We start from the raw sequence: 14,220 nt of genomic DNA, 5'->3' as shown, positions 1-14,220 counted from the left end.
ATTCCCGCGACGGCCTGAGGCTAAGCCGCCCCGCTGCGCCCGATCGCATAGAACCGATCGGCCCGCTGCTTGCGCAGGGCGTCAGGAGAGAGGTCGGCGAGCCGGCCCAGTTCCTCTTCGATCACGTCGCCCGTGCGGCGAATGGCTTCCTCGGGGTTGGCGTGGGCGCCGCCGAGGGGCTCTTCGATGATGCGGTCGACGATCTTCTGCTGCAGCAGGTCCTGGGCGGTCATCTTCCAGGCCGTGGCCAGGCGTCCCGCCTCGCCGCGGTCGCGGAACAGGATCGAAGCGCCGGCTTCCGGCGAGGCCACCGACAGCACCGCGTGCTCCAGGATCAGCACCCGGTTTGCCGAGACGATGGCCAGGACCCCGCCCGAGCCCCCCTCGCCGATGATGGTGGCGACCATGGGCACGCCCAGGGTCAGGCAGCGCTCGGTGGAGCGGGCGATGGCCTCGCCCTGGCCGCGCTCCTCGGCGCCCAGGCCCGGATAGGCGCCCGAGGTGTCGCCGAAGCTGATCACCGGCAGATTGTACTGGTCGGCCAGGTCCATCAGGCGCACCGCCTTGCGATAGCCCTCGGGCCGCGCCAGGCCGAAATTGTGCTTGATGCGGGTGGTGGTGTCGTGGCCCTTCTCGTTGCCGATCACCACCACGGGATTGCCGCGGAACCGGCCCAGGCCGCCGACGATCGCCTGGTCGTCGCCGAAGCGGCGGTCGCCGCGCAGCTCGACATAGTCGTCGATCAGGCCGGCGATGTAGTGGGTGCAGTGCGGCCGCTCGGGGTGGCGGGCGACCTGGATCTTCTGCCAGGTGTCCAGCTTGGAATAGGCGTCGCGGCGCATGGCCTCGGCCCGCTGGCGCAGCGAGGCGATCTCGTTGTCGAAGGCGCCGGACCCGGCGGTGTCCGACAGCTTGGACAGTTCGTCGATCTTGGCTTCCAGGTCGGCGATCGGCCGTTCGAAGTCGAGGTAATGCGCGGACATGCGGTCCTTTGTGGCGTCGCCGTGGGCGAAGCGGCGGAAATTAGGCGGGAAGAGCCCCGCCCGCAAGCCGCCGCTTTCGACCCCTTAGCGCCCGACCATGCTCATCATCTGCTCGGTGTAACGCGCGCCGGCGAAGGCCGAGGCGGGGGCGGCCTCATTGATGGCCTTCAGGTCCTCGCCCGTCAGCTTCACCGCGGCCGAGGCGGCGTTGTCCTCCAGGTGGGCGATCTTGCGGGCGCCGGGGATCGGGATGATGTCCGGCCCCTGGTGCAGCAGCCAGGCCAGGGCCAGTTGCGCCGGCGTGGTCCCCTTGGCCTCGGCCACGCGCTTCAGCGCCTCGACCACCGCCATGTTGTGGGCCATGGCGTCGGCCTGGAAGCGCGGCAGGGCGCGGCGGAAATCGCCTTCCTCGAATTCCTCCGAGACGCTGATCTTGCCAGTCAGGAAACCACGGCCCAGCGGGCTGTAGGGCACGAAGCCGATGCCGAGCTCGCGGCACAGGGGCAGAATCTCGGCCTCGGGGTCGCGGGTCCAAAGGGAATACTCCGACTGCAGGGCGGTGATCGGATGGGTGGCGTGAGCGCGGCGGATGGTGGCGGCGCCGGCCTCGGAGAGGCCCAGGAAGCGGACCTTGCCCGCCTTGACCAGGTCGGCCATGGCCCCGACCGTCTCCTCGATCGGCACGTCCGGATCGACGCGGTGCTGGTAGAACAGGTCGATGTGGTCGAGCTTCAGCCGCTTGAGCGAGGCGTCGGCCACCGCCTTGACGTTCTCCGGCCGGCTGTCGACCCCGGCCGGGCGCGGCCCGCCGGCCAGCTTGAAGCCGAACTTGGTGGCGATGACCAGGTTGTCCCGCCGATGGCCGAGGGCGCGGCCCAGGAGCTCCTCGTTGGTGTAGGGGCCATAAACCTCGGCGGTGTCGAAGAAGTTGATCCCGAGCTCCAGGGCGCGGTCCAGGGCGGCGAGGCTCTGGCGCTCGTCGCTGGCCCCATAGGCCCAGGTCATCCCCATGCAGCCGAGGCCGATGGCCGAGACCTGGGGTCCGTTCGCGCCGAGGGTTCGCATCTGCATGGCGTGGCTCCGTATCGATTGGGTAGGGGAGCCTTTTAGATTGGCGTCGGCGAGCGACCTCGCAACCATCGCACGCGGCAAAAACGGAGGCGGCCTATCGTTTCTTCGCCAACGGATGGGCCTGCTGTACCACCGCCTTCAGCCGCTCACTGGTGACATGGGTGTAGATCTGGGTGGTGGCGATGTCGCTGTGGCCCAGCAGCTTCTGCACCGTTCTGAGGTCGGCGCCGCCCTCCAGCAGGTGGGTGGCGAAGGCGTGGCGCAGGCTGTGCGGGCTGACCTTGGCCGGATCGATCCCGGCGGCGAGGGCCGCCTCGTCCAGCAGCTGGGCGAAGCGGCGTGCGGTCAGCCGGCCACCCTGGCCGCGGGAGGGAAACAGCCAGGGGCTTTCCTTCACACCCTTGGCGAAGAAGCCCTTGCGCGCGGGCAGATAGGCCTTGACCGCCTCCCGCGCCGCGCCGTTCAGGGGCGCGAGCCGCTCCTTGCCGCCCTTTCCCTTGACGATCAGATAGGCCGGGTCGCGCGCCACCGCCGCCAACGGCAAGGCGATCAGCTCGGAGATTCTGAGGCCCGAGGCGTAGAGCAACTCGACCATGCAGCCGAGCCTGAGGCCCTGAGCCCCGTCCCTCGCCGTCGCCGCGGCGATGAGGCGATCGACCTCCTCGCGGGCCAGGATCTTGGGCAGGGGCCGGCCCTTCTTGGGCGCGTCCACGCGGCGGGCGGGATCATCCTTGCGCCAGCCCTCACCCAGAACGAAGCGGTAGAAGCCGCGCAGGGAGGCCCTCCGGCGCGCGGCGGTGGCGGCGGACAGTCCCCGCGCGCCCAGGTCGCCGAAATAGGCTTCGACGTCCTCGGCCGCCGCGTCGGCAAGGTCGCGGCCACGACCGGCCAGGAAGCCCTGCGCATCGTCCAGGTCCTTGGCGTAGGCGGTCAGGGTGTTCTTCGCGGCGGCGCGCTCCACCGCCATCATTTCCAGGAACGCCTCGCGCCAGCCCGCCGCGCTCATCTCATCGTGCCTCGAGGCTCAGGAGGCCCTCCACGGCGAAAGCCTGGGCGTCGGCCTTGCGCCCCACCCGGGCCAGGGCCTGGATGATGCGGGCGCGATCCGAGGCGGCCGGGCCAGCCGCCCCGCCGGCCTCGGCCACCGACAGGGCCAGCAGCGCGGTCTCGCCCACCCGACCGGCCTCGGCGTCGGTCTCCAGCAGCATCAGCCGGGCGGCCGAGGCGTCGCCGTGGCGGAAATCGAAGCCGGCGAACTGGGCGCGCGCCTGGTCGCTCATCTCCCCGCCGAGGGCGGCGAAGATGGCCGAGGCCGCCTGGCCGCGGACACGGGCTTTGGCGTCGCCGACCCCGCCGCGCTCGATCAGCCGGTCGAGGGTCGGCGAGTCCGGCTTGCCGACCGCGGCGGCCAGGGCCGCGTCGAGGATGGCCAAGCTGAGGGGATCGACTTGCGGCGCGCCCGGCTGGGTCAGAACCGTGCGGATCGCCTGGGCGTCGTCCACGTCGCCGGCGGCCAGGGCGGCCCTGGCCTCCAGCAGCGGGTCGGCGATCGGGGCCTTGGTCTGCACCAGGCTGGCGATCGCCGGCCTGGCCAACTTGGCGGCGGCGACGAAGGCCGGGAAGCCCTTGGCGGCCTTGAGCTTGGCGATCATGTCCGCCTCGGGCGGGGCGGCTCCGGCCGCGCCAGGCGGCGGCGCGGCGGCGAGGCTGTCGGTCACCTGATCGGCGACGGCCGGGCTGGCGGTGGCGAGGGCGGGCGCCAGGTCCAGCTTGAGCCGGCGCGAGAGGGCGTATTCGAGCCCGCTGTGCAAGGAAGCCGGGCCGGGATCGCCGGCCCCGCTGATCGCAGCCGTCATCAGTCGCGCGAGGGCGGGGTCCTTGGCCTGCTGGTTGGCCAGGGTAAAGGTCAGCTGGGCCGCGTCGGTCTTGCCGGCGACGATCTGGCAATAGGCCCGAAGCCTCAACCAATAAATTCCGCCGCGCCCCTCTGTCAGCGCCTCGCCGATGGCGCAGGCCTTGTCGTCCTTGCCGAGGTCCAGCGCCGCCTCGGCCGCCGCCTGGGACAGGAGCGCGTTCTGCGACAGGTTCGGGGTGCGATCGAGGATGGAGTCGACCAGGGGCGCTTCACCCAGGGCCAGCAGCGCCTTGACCCGGGCCGCAGCAAGGTCGGCGTCGGCGCCGGCGCCGTCGGGCGCGGTGGCCGACTGGGCCAGGAGCCGCCGCGCCAGCGAGGTCGTCGCAGGCGACAGGGGCCGGCTGGCCAGGACCGGGATCACCGACCGGGCGAGGTCGGCCGAAGTTCCCTTCCAGACGTCCTGGCCAAAACCGGCGTCGCGGCCGGCGGAGAACAGATCGAGCTTCGTCAGCGACTGCACCTCGACCTGGGCCGAGGCGTACCCCGCCGTCGCCAGGACCAGCGCCGTGGCGCAGAGACCGTACCGAGATACTCGCCGCGAGATCGTCATCACCAAGCCGATGTCCTCATGCGCCCCGCTGACAGATCAAGTGCCGATCTTGGCGGAAAAGCGCAACCTCGTGTAAAGCGCCAGGACAGATGAAACAGAGCCGAGAGCCCTTCGCCGCGCAAGGCCGCCGCCCATGACGGTCGAACCCGCCCTGCGCCGCCACACCATCGTCCTGGTGGGCCTGATGGGCGCGGGCAAGACCAGCGTCGGCCGAAGGCTGGCCGGCGCGCTGGGCCTGCCGTTCCGCGACGCCGACGAAGAGGTGGAGAAGGCCGCTGGCCGCTCCGTTTCAGACATCTTCGCCGAGCTGGGCGAACCGGCCTTTCGCGCCGGCGAGCGGCGAGTGATCGCGCGCCTATTGCAAGATCCCCCGCACGTGCTGGCCACCGGGGGCGGAGCGTTCATGAACGACGAGACCCGCGCCCTGATCAAGGACAAGGCGATCTCGGTCTGGCTGAAGGCGGATATCGACGTCCTGGTCGAGCGGGTGGGGCGCAAAAATGACCGCCCCCTGCTACAGGGCAAGGACCCCGCCGAAACCTTGCGCGAACTGGCCGCCTTGCGCCACCCCGTCTACGCCCTGGCCGACATCACCGTGGAGTCGATCGAGTCGCCGCACTCGACCACCGTCAACGCCATCATCGAGGCCCTGCGCACCCGCCTCGCCGCCGAAGGAGCCTCGCCATGATCGCCCCCGTCCGCGCCATTCCGGTCGGCCTGGGCGAGCGCGCCTATCAGGTGCTGATCGGGCCGGGCCTGATCGGCGCGGCGGGCGAGCACATCCGCCCGTTCCTCAAGCGCGCCCGCACGGCGATCGTGGCCGACGAAACGGTGGCGCGGCTGCACGGCGAACGGCTGCGCGCCGGCCTGACCGCGGCAGGGATCGCCGCCGACCTGATCACCATCCCTTCGGGCGAAGCGTCCAAGAGCTTCGAGCAGTTGGCGCGGCTGAGCGACGACCTCCTGGCCCTGTCGCTGGACCGCGGCGATGTGATCATCGCCTTCGGCGGCGGGGTGGCGGGCGATCTCGCCGGATTCGCGGCGGCGATCTACAAGCGCGGCATCGACTTCGTGCAGATCCCCACCACGCTGCTGGCCCAGGTCGACTCCTCGGTAGGCGGCAAGACGGCCATCGACACCCCGCGTGGCAAGAACCTGATCGGCGCCTTTCACCAGCCGCGGCTGGTGCTGGCCGACCTGGAGGTGCTGTCGACCCTGCCGCAGCGCGAGATCCGCGCCGGCTACGCCGAGATCATCAAGTACGGCATGCTGGGCGATTTCGCCTTTTTCGAATGGCTGGAGGCCAACGGCGCGGCGGTGTTGGCGCGCGAGCCTGCGGCCCTGGCCTACGCAGTCGCGCGTTCTGTGGAGATGAAGGCCGAAATCGTCGCCGAGGATGAAAAGGAAGCGGGCCGCCGGGCGTTGCTCAACCTCGGCCACACCTTCGGCCACGCTCTAGAGGCCGAGGTCGGCTTCGGCGAGGCCCTGCTGCACGGCGAGGCCGTGGCCCTGGGCTGCGCCCAGGCGTTCCGCTTCTCCGCCGCCCAGGGCCTGTGCAGCGCCCAGGACGCGGCGCGGGTCGAGCGCGCGACAGCCGCCGCCGGCTTGCCGACACGGATGAGCGAAATCCCCGGCGCGCCCTTCGCCGCAGACCGGCTGGTGGAGCACATGGCCCAGGACAAGAAGGCCGAGGGCGGCAGCCTGACCCTGATCCTGGCCCGCGCCATCGGCCAGGCCTTCACCGCCAAGAGGGCCGACGCGGCCGCCGTCCGCGCCTTCCTGGTCGCCGAGGGAGCCAGCCCGTGAAAGTCGCCCTATTCGCCCTCGCCCCCTTCATCCTGGGGCTGATGGCTGTCTCGGCCCTGTTCTCGGCCGCCGAGACCGCCATGACCGCCGCCAGCCGCGGGCGCATGCACCAGTTGGAGCGCGACGGCGACCGGGCCGCCAAGCGGGTCAACCGGCTGACCGACAATCGCGAGCTGATGATCGGGGCGGTGCTTCTGGGCGCCAACCTGATCAACTTTCTCTCCTCGGCCCTGGTGACCGAGGTCCTGACCAAGTCGATCCCCGGCGCCTGGGGCGTGGCGGCCGCCACCACCCTGATGACCGTGCTGGTCCTGGTGTTCGCCGAGGTGCTGCCCAAGACCCTGGCCATCACCCATCCGGACGACGTGGCGCGTTTTCTGTCGGCCCCGACCGAACTGATGGTCTATCTGTTCGGCCCGATCGTCCGCGGCGTTCAGTTCATCGTGCGCAAGACGCTGGGCCTGTTCGGGGTCGAGATCGACCCGGAGATGGACGTCCTGGCCGCGCACGAGGAGATCCGCGGGGCGGTCGAGTATCACCACTCCGAAGGCTTGGTGGAGACGCGCGACCGCTGGATGCTGGGCGGCGTGCTCGACCTGGCCGAGATGGACGTGTCGCAGATCATGGTGCACCGCAAGTCGATCTCGATGCTCGACGCCGACCTGCCGGCGCACGAGCTGGTCGACGCCGCCCTGGCCGACCCGCACACCCGCATCCCGCTCTATCGCGAGGACACCGACAACATCGTCGGCGTGCTGCACGCCAAGGACCTGGCGCGGGCCCTGGCCGCCTCAGGCGGCAAGGTCGAGGCGCTGGACATCCCCGCCATCGCCGTCGAGCCCTGGTTCATCCCCGACACCACCAACCTGAAGGACCAGCTGAACGCCTTCCTGAAGCGCCGCAACCACTTCGCCCTGGTGGTCGACGAGTACGGCGCCCTGCAGGGACTGGTGACGTTGGAGGACATCCTCGAGGAGATCGTCGGCGAGATCGAGGACGAGCACGACATCGTGGTCGAGGGCGTGCGCCGCCAGGCCGACGGCTCGGTGATCGCCGACGGGTCGGTGGCGATCCGCGACCTGAACCGGGTGATGGACTGGGACCTGCCCGACGACCAGGCGGTGACCATCGCCGGCCTAGTCATCCACGAAGCCCAGGCGATCCCGGTCCAGGGCCAGACCTTCATCTTCTACGGTCACCGGTTCCAGGTTCTGCGCCGACAGAGAAACCAGATCACTGGCCTGAGGGTCAGCCCGCCGATCGCGGAGATCGAAGAGGGATAGGCTTCCGTCAGATCACTGCGACCTCGACGTCAGTCTTGTGAAAATCGTCTCCCACGAACAGCAACGGTGCGCGCAGAGCCTTCGCCAAAGCGTAGGAAAAGCAATCTCCATAGTTCAGTACGCCACCATGCCCCATGCCACGACCAAGCTCGATCCGGGCGCGCAGCGCGATGCGGGCCTGGGCATGGTCGACGGGCTGGAGCGTGATGCCAGACAACGCTAGGAAGACGTCGAGATCAGCGACGGCGCCAAGACGGTCGCCTGTCGCGCGGCCGGCCATGACAGCACCAACTTCCAGATAAGACGCTACTGACATTCGCCGCTCACCTGGGGGTTCAGCGGAAATGCGGACCTGCAATGCCGACGCTGTCGGCTCGTTATGGAAAATGGCGATGACCGCCGACGAGTCGATCGCGATCACTCCATGCCTTCCCAGACAGCGTCCCACTCTTCCTTCGTCACAGGTCGCGCGAAGTCGTAGCGTGTCCTGAGTTCCTCGACGTGGGCCGCAATTCGTGCCGGCAAATCCGCGTCCTCTTCACGCGCCTTGCGTTCACGCTCCAGAGCCTCTCTGAGCGCGCGGGTCACCGCGCTGGTCATGGTCTCGCCTGTAAGGCTGGTCAGTTCACGCGCGAGCCGATCAGCCTCTTCTGTTTTGATGCTCAACGCCATCACGCAGCCTTTCTAGAATTTCGTTCTAGATATCATCAATTGCCATCGTGCGCCACTACGACCCCTACTCCGCCTCCCCCGGCGCCAGGGCCTTGACCGAGAGGGCGTGGATCGGGCCGGCCAGTTCATCCTTGAGCGCGGCATAGACGGCGCGTTGCCGCTGCACGCGGCCCTGGCCCTCGAAAGCGGCGGCCTCGATCACTACATTGAAATGGCTCTCGCCGCCCTCGCGCGATCCTGCGTGCCCGTGGTGGCGGGCGCTGTCGTCGACGATTTCGAGACGCATCGGCTGGAAGGCCCGCGCCAGCTTGTCGCGGATGGCTTCTGTGACGGCGCCCATGGCGTTCGCGCTCCTTAAATCGTTCGTGTCAATTCTTGATCGCAAGTTCTTCACCCGCATACTTCGGACCATGAGCGGCGCCTTTCAATACCGGCCCAAATTCGTCGACATCCGCGTGCGTCCCCCCAAGCCCGAGGAGGAGGCCGCGGAGGCCGACGTCAATGCGCTGAAGCCGGGGGAAAAGCCATGCGACCACCCGGGCTGCCGCCTGGCGGGCGCGGCCAAGGCGCCGAAATCGCGAGACATGCTGAACGAGCACTACTGGTTCTGCATCGCCCACGCCGCGGAATATAACCGCCAATGGGACTTCTTCGCGGGGATGAGCGAGTCGCAGATTCGCGCCCATCAATCCCGCAACGCGGCCGGCGACCGGCCGACCTGGGCCTTTGGCGCCCAGCGCAACTCGCGCGAGGCCATGGCCGCCAAGGCCGCGCGCGAGCGCGAATTCAACGACCCCTTCGGCCTGTTCGCTGCGGCCCGCCGCAGAGCCGAGCAGGCCGGCGCCGGCGCGCCTGAGCGCAAGCTCGGCAAGCTGGAACGCAACGCCCTGGCCGACCTCGACCTCGACATCACCGCTCAGGCGGAGGCGATCCGCGTGCGCTACATCGAGCTGGTCAAGCGCTGCCACCCGGACACCAATGGCGGCGACCGCTCGGCCGAGCACAAGCTGCAACGGGTCATCAAGGCCTATGCGACGTTGCGGAAAGCCAAGCTGGCCTAGGTTTTCCGCCGTCTGACCGCATCACAACGGTTTGCAAGCGGGCGCAAAGCCGGTAATTCGTGCGGCATGTCCAGCCTGACCGAACCCGATCCGCTGATCACCGCCACCCCCGACAAGATGGTCTCCGTGCGAGACGTCTTCGGCATCGACTCCGACATGAAGGTGCCGGCCTTCTCCACGCGCGACAGCCACGTGCCGGACTTCGACTCGGCCTACAAGTTCGACCCGCAGACGACGCTCGCCATCTGCGCGGGCCTCGCCTACGACCGGCGGGTGATGATCCAGGGCTATCACGGCACCGGCAAGTCGACCCACATCGAGCAGGTCGCCGCCCGGCTGAACTGGCCGCTGGTGCGGGTGAACCTGGACAGCCACGTCAGCCGGATCGACCTCGTCGGCAAAGACGCCATCGTCCTGAAGGAAGGCAAGCAGGTCACCGAGTTCCGCGAAGGCATCCTGCCCTGGGCGCTGCAGCGGCCGATCGCCCTGGTGTTCGACGAGTACGACGCCGGCCGGCCGGACGTGATGTTCGTGATCCAGCGGGTGCTGGAGGCGGGCGGCAAACTGACTTTGCTCGACCAGAACCGCGTGATCCGGGCCAACCCCTATTTCCGCCTGTTCTCGACCACCAACACCATCGGCCTGGGCGACACCACCGGCCTCTATCACGGCACCCAGCAGATCAATCAGGGCCAGATGGACCGCTGGTCGATCGTCACCACCCTGAACTACCTGCCCCACGACACCGAGGCCGAGATCGTCCTGGCCAAGAACCCGGCCTACGACAACGCCGACGGCAAGCGGAAGATCGCGGCCATGGTGCGGGTGGCGGACATGACTCGCAACGCCTTCATGAACGGCGACATCTCCACCGTCATGAGCCCGCGGACCGTGATCACCTGGGCGCAGAACGCCGAAATCTTCCAAGGCGACCTGGCCCTGGCCTTCCGCCTGACCTTCCTGAACAAGTGCGACGAGCTGGAGCGGCCCACGGTCGCCGAGTTCTTCCAGCGCTCGTTCGGCACGGACCTGCCGGAATCGGCCACCCGGGTGAAGGTGGCCTGACGATCCGAAGCGGCGGGGCCGTTAGACCCCGCCGACGTCCGCGAACGCCACCCCGCCGTCCACGGCGATGGTGATGCCCACCGCATAGTCGCCGGCGCGCGAGGCCAGGTAGATGGCCACGCCCTGCATGTCCTCGTCGCGGCCGATGCGGCGGGCTGGGATGCGCTTGGCCACTGCGTCGCCATGGTCGCGGGCGTCGCGGTTCATTTCCGAAGCGAAGGCGCCCGGCGCGATCGCGGTGACGACGATGTTGTCGCGGATCAGGGTCGCGGCCATGCGCCGGGTCAGGTGGATCAGGCCCGACTTGCTGGCGTGATAGGAGTAGGTCTCCATCGGATTGGGCCGGATGCCGTCGATCGAGGCGACGTTGATCACCTTGGCCGGCTGGTCGGCGCTGGCGGCGGCGCGCAGCTGGGGATGCAGGGCCTGGGTCAGGAAGAAGGGCGACTTGACGTTCAGGTTCATCACCTTGTCCCAGCCGCTCTCGGGGAACTCGTCGAAGGCCGCGCCCCAGGCGGCGCCGGCGTTGTTGACCAGGATGTCGAGCTTGGGTTCGTGCTCGGCGAAGCGCGCCGCCAGGGCCCTGCAGCCCTCCACCGTCGAGACGTCCTGCGGCAGGGAGATGCAGGTCCCGCCACCCGCGCTGAGCTCGGCCGCGGTCTCGTCGCAGGGGCCGGGCTTGCGCGAGGAGACGTAGACCTTGGCCCCTTGGGCCACGTAGCCGGCGGCGATCATCTTGCCGATCCCGCGCGAGCCGCCGGTGACCAGGGCCACGCGGCCCTCCAGCGAGAACAGGTCCTTGGTCATCTGCACGTCCCTCGGCTTCGGCGGCGGGCCCAGCGCCCAACGCTTGTTTGAATTGCAGTCATACCGCGTGTTCGGAAACGGACAAGGGCGCGGTCAGAGGCCGACGGCCAGTTTCACCTGCGCAACCCTCGCCGGCAGCGGTCCGCGGGAGATCTCGACCAGGTCGTAGCCTCGTTCCAGATAGGCCTCCCGGTGCAGCGCCTCGAAGCGCAGCGCCTCGGCATGGCTGATCCGCCGCACGGCCGTCGGCGTGACGAAGCCCTGTTCGGCGACGAACAGAACCCGTTGCTCGAACGCGCCCTCGGCGGCGATGCGCGCCAGGGCCTCAGCCAGGATCGGCGGAACCGCTCGGTCCAGCAGCCGGCAGAGCGCAAGGGTGCAGACCGGCGAGCGATCATGGAACTGGATGGGCGCCGGCGGGGCGGCGGCGATCCGGCGCAGCTGCAGAGCGGTGATCGACTCGATGAAATCCGGCTCGAGATGCGGTTCGGCCACGCCCATGGCATGGCGCAGCTCGTTGTGATGGGTGGCGGCCTCCTCGACCACGCAGCAGCCCTCGCATTCGAGAGCTCTCAGGATCGAGGTCTTCCCTGCGCCGGGCGCGCCGGTGAGGATGTAGCGTCGCATGGGGTCTCCTTGCGAGGATTTAGGGCTGGCTTGGTTTTTGGAAATGACAGCCCAGGGCGCGCGGTGGCGCGGCTCAATCGATGAGGGCTGAGAAGGCTTCATCCAGTCACGAAAGCCGGTAGCCGGCAACAGGAAGAAACTTAGGTAACTGGTGAACTATCTCTTGCGCTCGGCCCGAAATCGCCATACTTAAGCATATGCCTAACCAACAAGCCTCGCTCGACCTGATGTTCCAGGCCCTGGCGGACCCCACCCGCCGCGGCATGATCGAGCGACTGACCTGCGGGCCGGCCTCGGTCAGCGAACTGGCCCAACCGCTCGCCATGTCGCTGCCGGCGGTGGTGCAGCATCTGCAGATGCTGGAGAGCGCCGGCCTGATCGCCTCGGAAAAGGTCGGCCGGGTGCGCACCTGCCGCCTGGAGCCCGACGCCCTGCAGGCCGCCGAGCGCTGGCTGAGCGAGCGGCGGGCCCTGTGGGTGCAGCGCTTCGACAACCTCGCCGGCTTTCTAGCCGCCACGCCCGAAGACGAACCCGAAGGAGACCCGCCATGACCCAAAGGAACGTGACCCACGGAACCTTCTGCATCGAGCGCCGGTTCGACGCCGCCCCGGCGCGAGTGTTCAAGGCCTTTTCCGACATCAAGGCCAAGCAGCAATGGTTCAACGGCCCGCCCGGCTGGGTGCGCAACCATCACGAACTCGATTTCCGCGTCGGCGGCCAGGAGATCAGCGACGTCGGCCCGCCCGGCGGCATGCACCACATCTTCCAGGCGCGCTATTGGGACATCGTGCCGAACGAGCGCATTGTGTTCAGCTATGACATGCAGATGGACCGGACCCGCATCTCCGTATCCCTGACCACCGTCGAGTTGCGGCCGGACGGCGGCGGAACCCGCCTGTGCTTCACCGAACAGGGCGTGTTCTTCGCCGACTCCGACGGACCGGACGGCCGTGAGGAGGGCACGAAGTTCCTGCTCGACGCCCTGGCCGTCTCATTGACCGAGGCTCCGGCCGACGCATGAGCAAACCGCGCGCCTGGTCCCGCCCCGTTCCCCGCGACGCCTGGAGTGACGGCCAGGCGCGGCCTGGTGCGCGCGAAGTCCCCGAGGAGACGCCGGTCGCCCTGGTCTACGACGCCTCGACCTATGCGGTGATGATGGCGACGCCGGCCGACCTGGAGGATTTCGCCATCGGCTTCAGCCTGACCGAGGGGGTGGTGGACGCGCCCGACCAGATCCGCGGCCTTGAGATCGTCGACCAGCCGCTCGGCGTCGAAATCCGCATGTGGCTTGCGCCGGACCGCGCCGCGCGCCTGGCCGAGCGGAGACGGATGATGGCCGGCCCCACCGGCTGCGGCCTCTGCGGCATAGACAGCCTGGAGCAGGCGGTGCGGCGCTGGCCGCCGGTGGGGGGGAAGGAAACCCGCCTGACGGCGGACGATATCCTGGCGGCCATGGCCGCGCTCGACGCCGCCCAGCCCCTGGGCGCGGCGACCCGTGCGGCCCATGCGGCCAGCTTCTGGCGCGGCGGGCTAATCGCCTCGCGCGAGGACGTTGGCCGGCACAACGCCCTAGACAAGCTGATCGGCGCCATGGCCCGCACCAAAGAGGAAGCCGCCAATGGCGCCGTTCTGCTGACCAGCCGAGTCTCCATCGAAATGGTGCAAAAGACCGCCCGCCTGGGCGCCCCGATCCTGGTCGCCGTCTCTGCGCCCACGGCCTTGGCCGTGCGCACGGCGGAGGAAGCGGGGATCACGTTGATCGCCGTCGCCCGCGAGGACGGGTTCGAGGTTTTCACCCATTCACAGCGAATTTCCGCCTGATCGGCCCAAAATCCGGCCCATCGGCGTCGTATCCATCCAATTTCCTGCACGGTGCATTCAACAATCGGAATTTGCGTTCCGGATAGACTTGCGCCATGGCGAGGGCGTTAGGGACGGAGCCGCGTTGCATGGCCCACAATTTTGAGACCTGGTCGCCGGAACGGACGGTGGAGATCATCACCGCCCTGGCCGACCTGGAAGGCCCCCTGCTGCCGATCCTGCATGAGATCCAGGAGACCTTCGGCTGCGTCCCGCCCGCCGCCGTGCCCATCATCGCCGGGGCGCTGAACCTGAGCCGCGCCGAGGTGCATGGGGTGGTCAGCTTCTATCACGACTTCCGCGAGACGCCGGCCGAGGGCCGTAGCATCAAGCTCTGCCGCGCCGAGGCCTGCCAGGCCCGCGGCGTCGAGACCCTGGTCAAGGCCGTGGACGGCAAGGTCGCCTTCGAGCCGGTCTATTGCCTGGGCCTCTGCGCCAGCGGCCCCTCGGCCCTGATCGACGGCCGCCCGGTGGCGCGGTTGACGGCAGAGCGGCTGATCGCGCTGGCGGGGGCTTGAGG

Annotated in this window: 18 protein-coding genes; 9 read left to right on the top strand and 9 right to left on the bottom strand. The window is 68.9% G+C overall.

Going from position 1 to position 14,220, the window contains the following annotated elements; genetic code table 11:
* Nucleotides 1–20: 20 nt before the first annotated feature.
* The 4 genes from KCG34_RS19295 to KCG34_RS19280 form a co-directional block, all read right to left on the bottom strand.
* Nucleotides 21–983, bottom strand: coding sequence for an acetyl-CoA carboxylase carboxyltransferase subunit alpha (locus KCG34_RS19295; RefSeq protein ID WP_211937233.1), 963 nt, complete (start codon nt 981–983; stop codon nt 21–23).
* Nucleotides 984–1,067: 84 nt separating this feature from the next.
* A complete protein-coding gene (locus KCG34_RS19290; protein WP_211937232.1) occupies nt 1,068–2,054 on the bottom strand; it encodes an aldo/keto reductase in 987 nt (328 codons plus the stop codon).
* A gap of 94 nt (nt 2,055–2,148) precedes the next feature.
* Nucleotides 2,149–3,060, bottom strand: a complete 912-nt coding sequence (locus KCG34_RS19285; protein WP_211937231.1) for a site-specific tyrosine recombinase XerD — start codon at nt 3,058–3,060, stop codon at nt 2,149–2,151.
* A 1-nt stretch (nt 3,061) separates the two neighbouring features.
* On the bottom strand, nt 3,062–4,519 hold the full coding sequence (locus KCG34_RS19280; protein WP_211940899.1) for a hypothetical protein: 1,458 nt from the start codon (nt 4,517–4,519) through the stop codon (nt 3,062–3,064).
* Nucleotides 4,520–4,652: 133 nt separating this feature from the next.
* Between KCG34_RS19280 and KCG34_RS19275 the strand changes: the two genes are divergently transcribed.
* Genes KCG34_RS19275 through KCG34_RS19265 form a run of 3 tightly spaced genes read left to right on the top strand, consistent with a single transcriptional unit; the run spans nt 4,653 to nt 7,608 of the window.
* On the top strand, nt 4,653–5,207 hold the full coding sequence (locus KCG34_RS19275) for a shikimate kinase (RefSeq protein WP_211937230.1): 555 nt from the start codon (nt 4,653–4,655) through the stop codon (nt 5,205–5,207).
* Nucleotides 5,204–6,325: a 3-dehydroquinate synthase gene (gene aroB, locus KCG34_RS19270; protein WP_211937229.1), complete on the top strand. Its 1,122-nt coding sequence runs from the start codon at nt 5,204–5,206 to the stop codon at nt 6,323–6,325. Before KCG34_RS19275 ends, aroB begins: the two co-directional genes overlap by 4 nt.
* 41 nt (nt 6,326–6,366) lie before the next feature.
* Complete coding sequence (locus tag KCG34_RS19265) at nt 6,367–7,608, top strand: HlyC/CorC family transporter (RefSeq protein ID WP_211940898.1); 1,242 nt, start codon at nt 6,367–6,369, stop codon at nt 7,606–7,608.
* 7 nt (nt 7,609–7,615) lie between these two features.
* Here the strand turns inward: KCG34_RS19265 and KCG34_RS19260 are convergent, their stop codons facing one another.
* From KCG34_RS19260 to KCG34_RS19250, 3 genes are all read right to left on the bottom strand, one after another.
* On the bottom strand, nt 7,616–8,029 hold the full coding sequence (locus KCG34_RS19260) for a type II toxin-antitoxin system VapC family toxin (protein ID WP_211937228.1): 414 nt from the start codon (nt 8,027–8,029) through the stop codon (nt 7,616–7,618).
* The gene (locus tag KCG34_RS19255) at nt 8,026–8,280 is read right to left on the bottom strand and encodes a type II toxin-antitoxin system VapB family antitoxin (protein WP_211937227.1); all 255 of its coding nucleotides are present in this window, start codon (nt 8,278–8,280) and stop codon (nt 8,026–8,028) included. The genes KCG34_RS19260 and KCG34_RS19255 overlap by 4 nt, the downstream gene beginning before the upstream one ends.
* Before the next feature lie 64 nt (nt 8,281–8,344).
* Nucleotides 8,345–8,620, bottom strand: a complete 276-nt coding sequence (locus KCG34_RS19250) for a BolA family protein (RefSeq protein ID WP_211937226.1) — start codon at nt 8,618–8,620, stop codon at nt 8,345–8,347.
* Between the two features lie 70 nt (nt 8,621–8,690).
* Between KCG34_RS19250 and KCG34_RS19245 the strand changes: the two genes are divergently transcribed.
* Together KCG34_RS19245 and cobS are read left to right on the top strand one after the other, a co-directional pair.
* Nucleotides 8,691–9,341, top strand: a complete 651-nt coding sequence (locus KCG34_RS19245) for a J domain-containing protein (protein WP_211940897.1) — start codon at nt 8,691–8,693, stop codon at nt 9,339–9,341.
* Between the two features lie 66 nt (nt 9,342–9,407).
* Nucleotides 9,408–10,406: a cobaltochelatase subunit CobS gene (gene cobS / locus KCG34_RS19240; RefSeq protein ID WP_211937225.1), complete on the top strand. Its 999-nt coding sequence runs from the start codon at nt 9,408–9,410 to the stop codon at nt 10,404–10,406.
* A 21-nt stretch (nt 10,407–10,427) separates the two neighbouring features.
* On the opposite strand, the gene KCG34_RS19235 is transcribed toward cobS, so the two are convergent.
* Nucleotides 10,428–11,213 (bottom strand): SDR family NAD(P)-dependent oxidoreductase, encoded by a 786-nt coding sequence (locus KCG34_RS19235; RefSeq protein ID WP_211937224.1) that lies wholly within the window; start codon nt 11,211–11,213, stop codon nt 10,428–10,430.
* Nucleotides 11,214–11,306: 93 nt separating this feature from the next.
* The gene (locus KCG34_RS19230; protein WP_211937223.1) at nt 11,307–11,840 is read right to left on the bottom strand and encodes an AAA family ATPase; all 534 of its coding nucleotides are present in this window, start codon (nt 11,838–11,840) and stop codon (nt 11,307–11,309) included.
* Nucleotides 11,841–12,037: 197 nt separating this feature from the next.
* On the opposite strand from KCG34_RS19230, the gene KCG34_RS19225 reads away from it, so the two are divergent.
* The 4 genes from KCG34_RS19225 to KCG34_RS19210 all read left to right on the top strand — a co-directional run bounded on the left by KCG34_RS19225 (nt 12,038) and on the right by KCG34_RS19210 (nt 14,218).
* Nucleotides 12,038–12,391 carry an ArsR/SmtB family transcription factor gene (locus KCG34_RS19225; RefSeq protein ID WP_211937222.1) on the top strand — a complete coding sequence of 118 codons (354 nt, stop codon included), beginning with the start codon at nt 12,038–12,040 and terminating at the stop codon, nt 12,389–12,391.
* Nucleotides 12,388–12,861 carry an SRPBCC family protein gene (locus tag KCG34_RS19220; protein WP_211937221.1) on the top strand — a complete coding sequence of 158 codons (474 nt, stop codon included), beginning with the start codon at nt 12,388–12,390 and terminating at the stop codon, nt 12,859–12,861. The genes KCG34_RS19225 and KCG34_RS19220 overlap by 4 nt, the downstream gene beginning before the upstream one ends.
* Nucleotides 12,858–13,661 (top strand): formate dehydrogenase accessory sulfurtransferase FdhD, encoded by an 804-nt coding sequence (gene fdhD, locus KCG34_RS19215; protein WP_211937220.1) that lies wholly within the window; start codon nt 12,858–12,860, stop codon nt 13,659–13,661. Before KCG34_RS19220 ends, fdhD begins: the two co-directional genes overlap by 4 nt.
* Nucleotides 13,662–13,789: 128 nt before the next feature.
* On the top strand, nt 13,790–14,218 hold the full coding sequence (locus KCG34_RS19210; RefSeq protein ID WP_211937219.1) for an NAD(P)H-dependent oxidoreductase subunit E: 429 nt from the start codon (nt 13,790–13,792) through the stop codon (nt 14,216–14,218).
* Nucleotides 14,219–14,220 lie beyond the last annotated feature (2 nt).

This window comes from Phenylobacterium montanum (assembly GCF_018135625.1).
Classification (GTDB): Bacteria; Pseudomonadota; Alphaproteobacteria; order Caulobacterales; family Caulobacteraceae; genus Poindextera; species Poindextera montana.
Note: the sequence above shows the minus strand (reverse complement) of the source record. Positions and strands in the feature narration are given on the sequence as shown.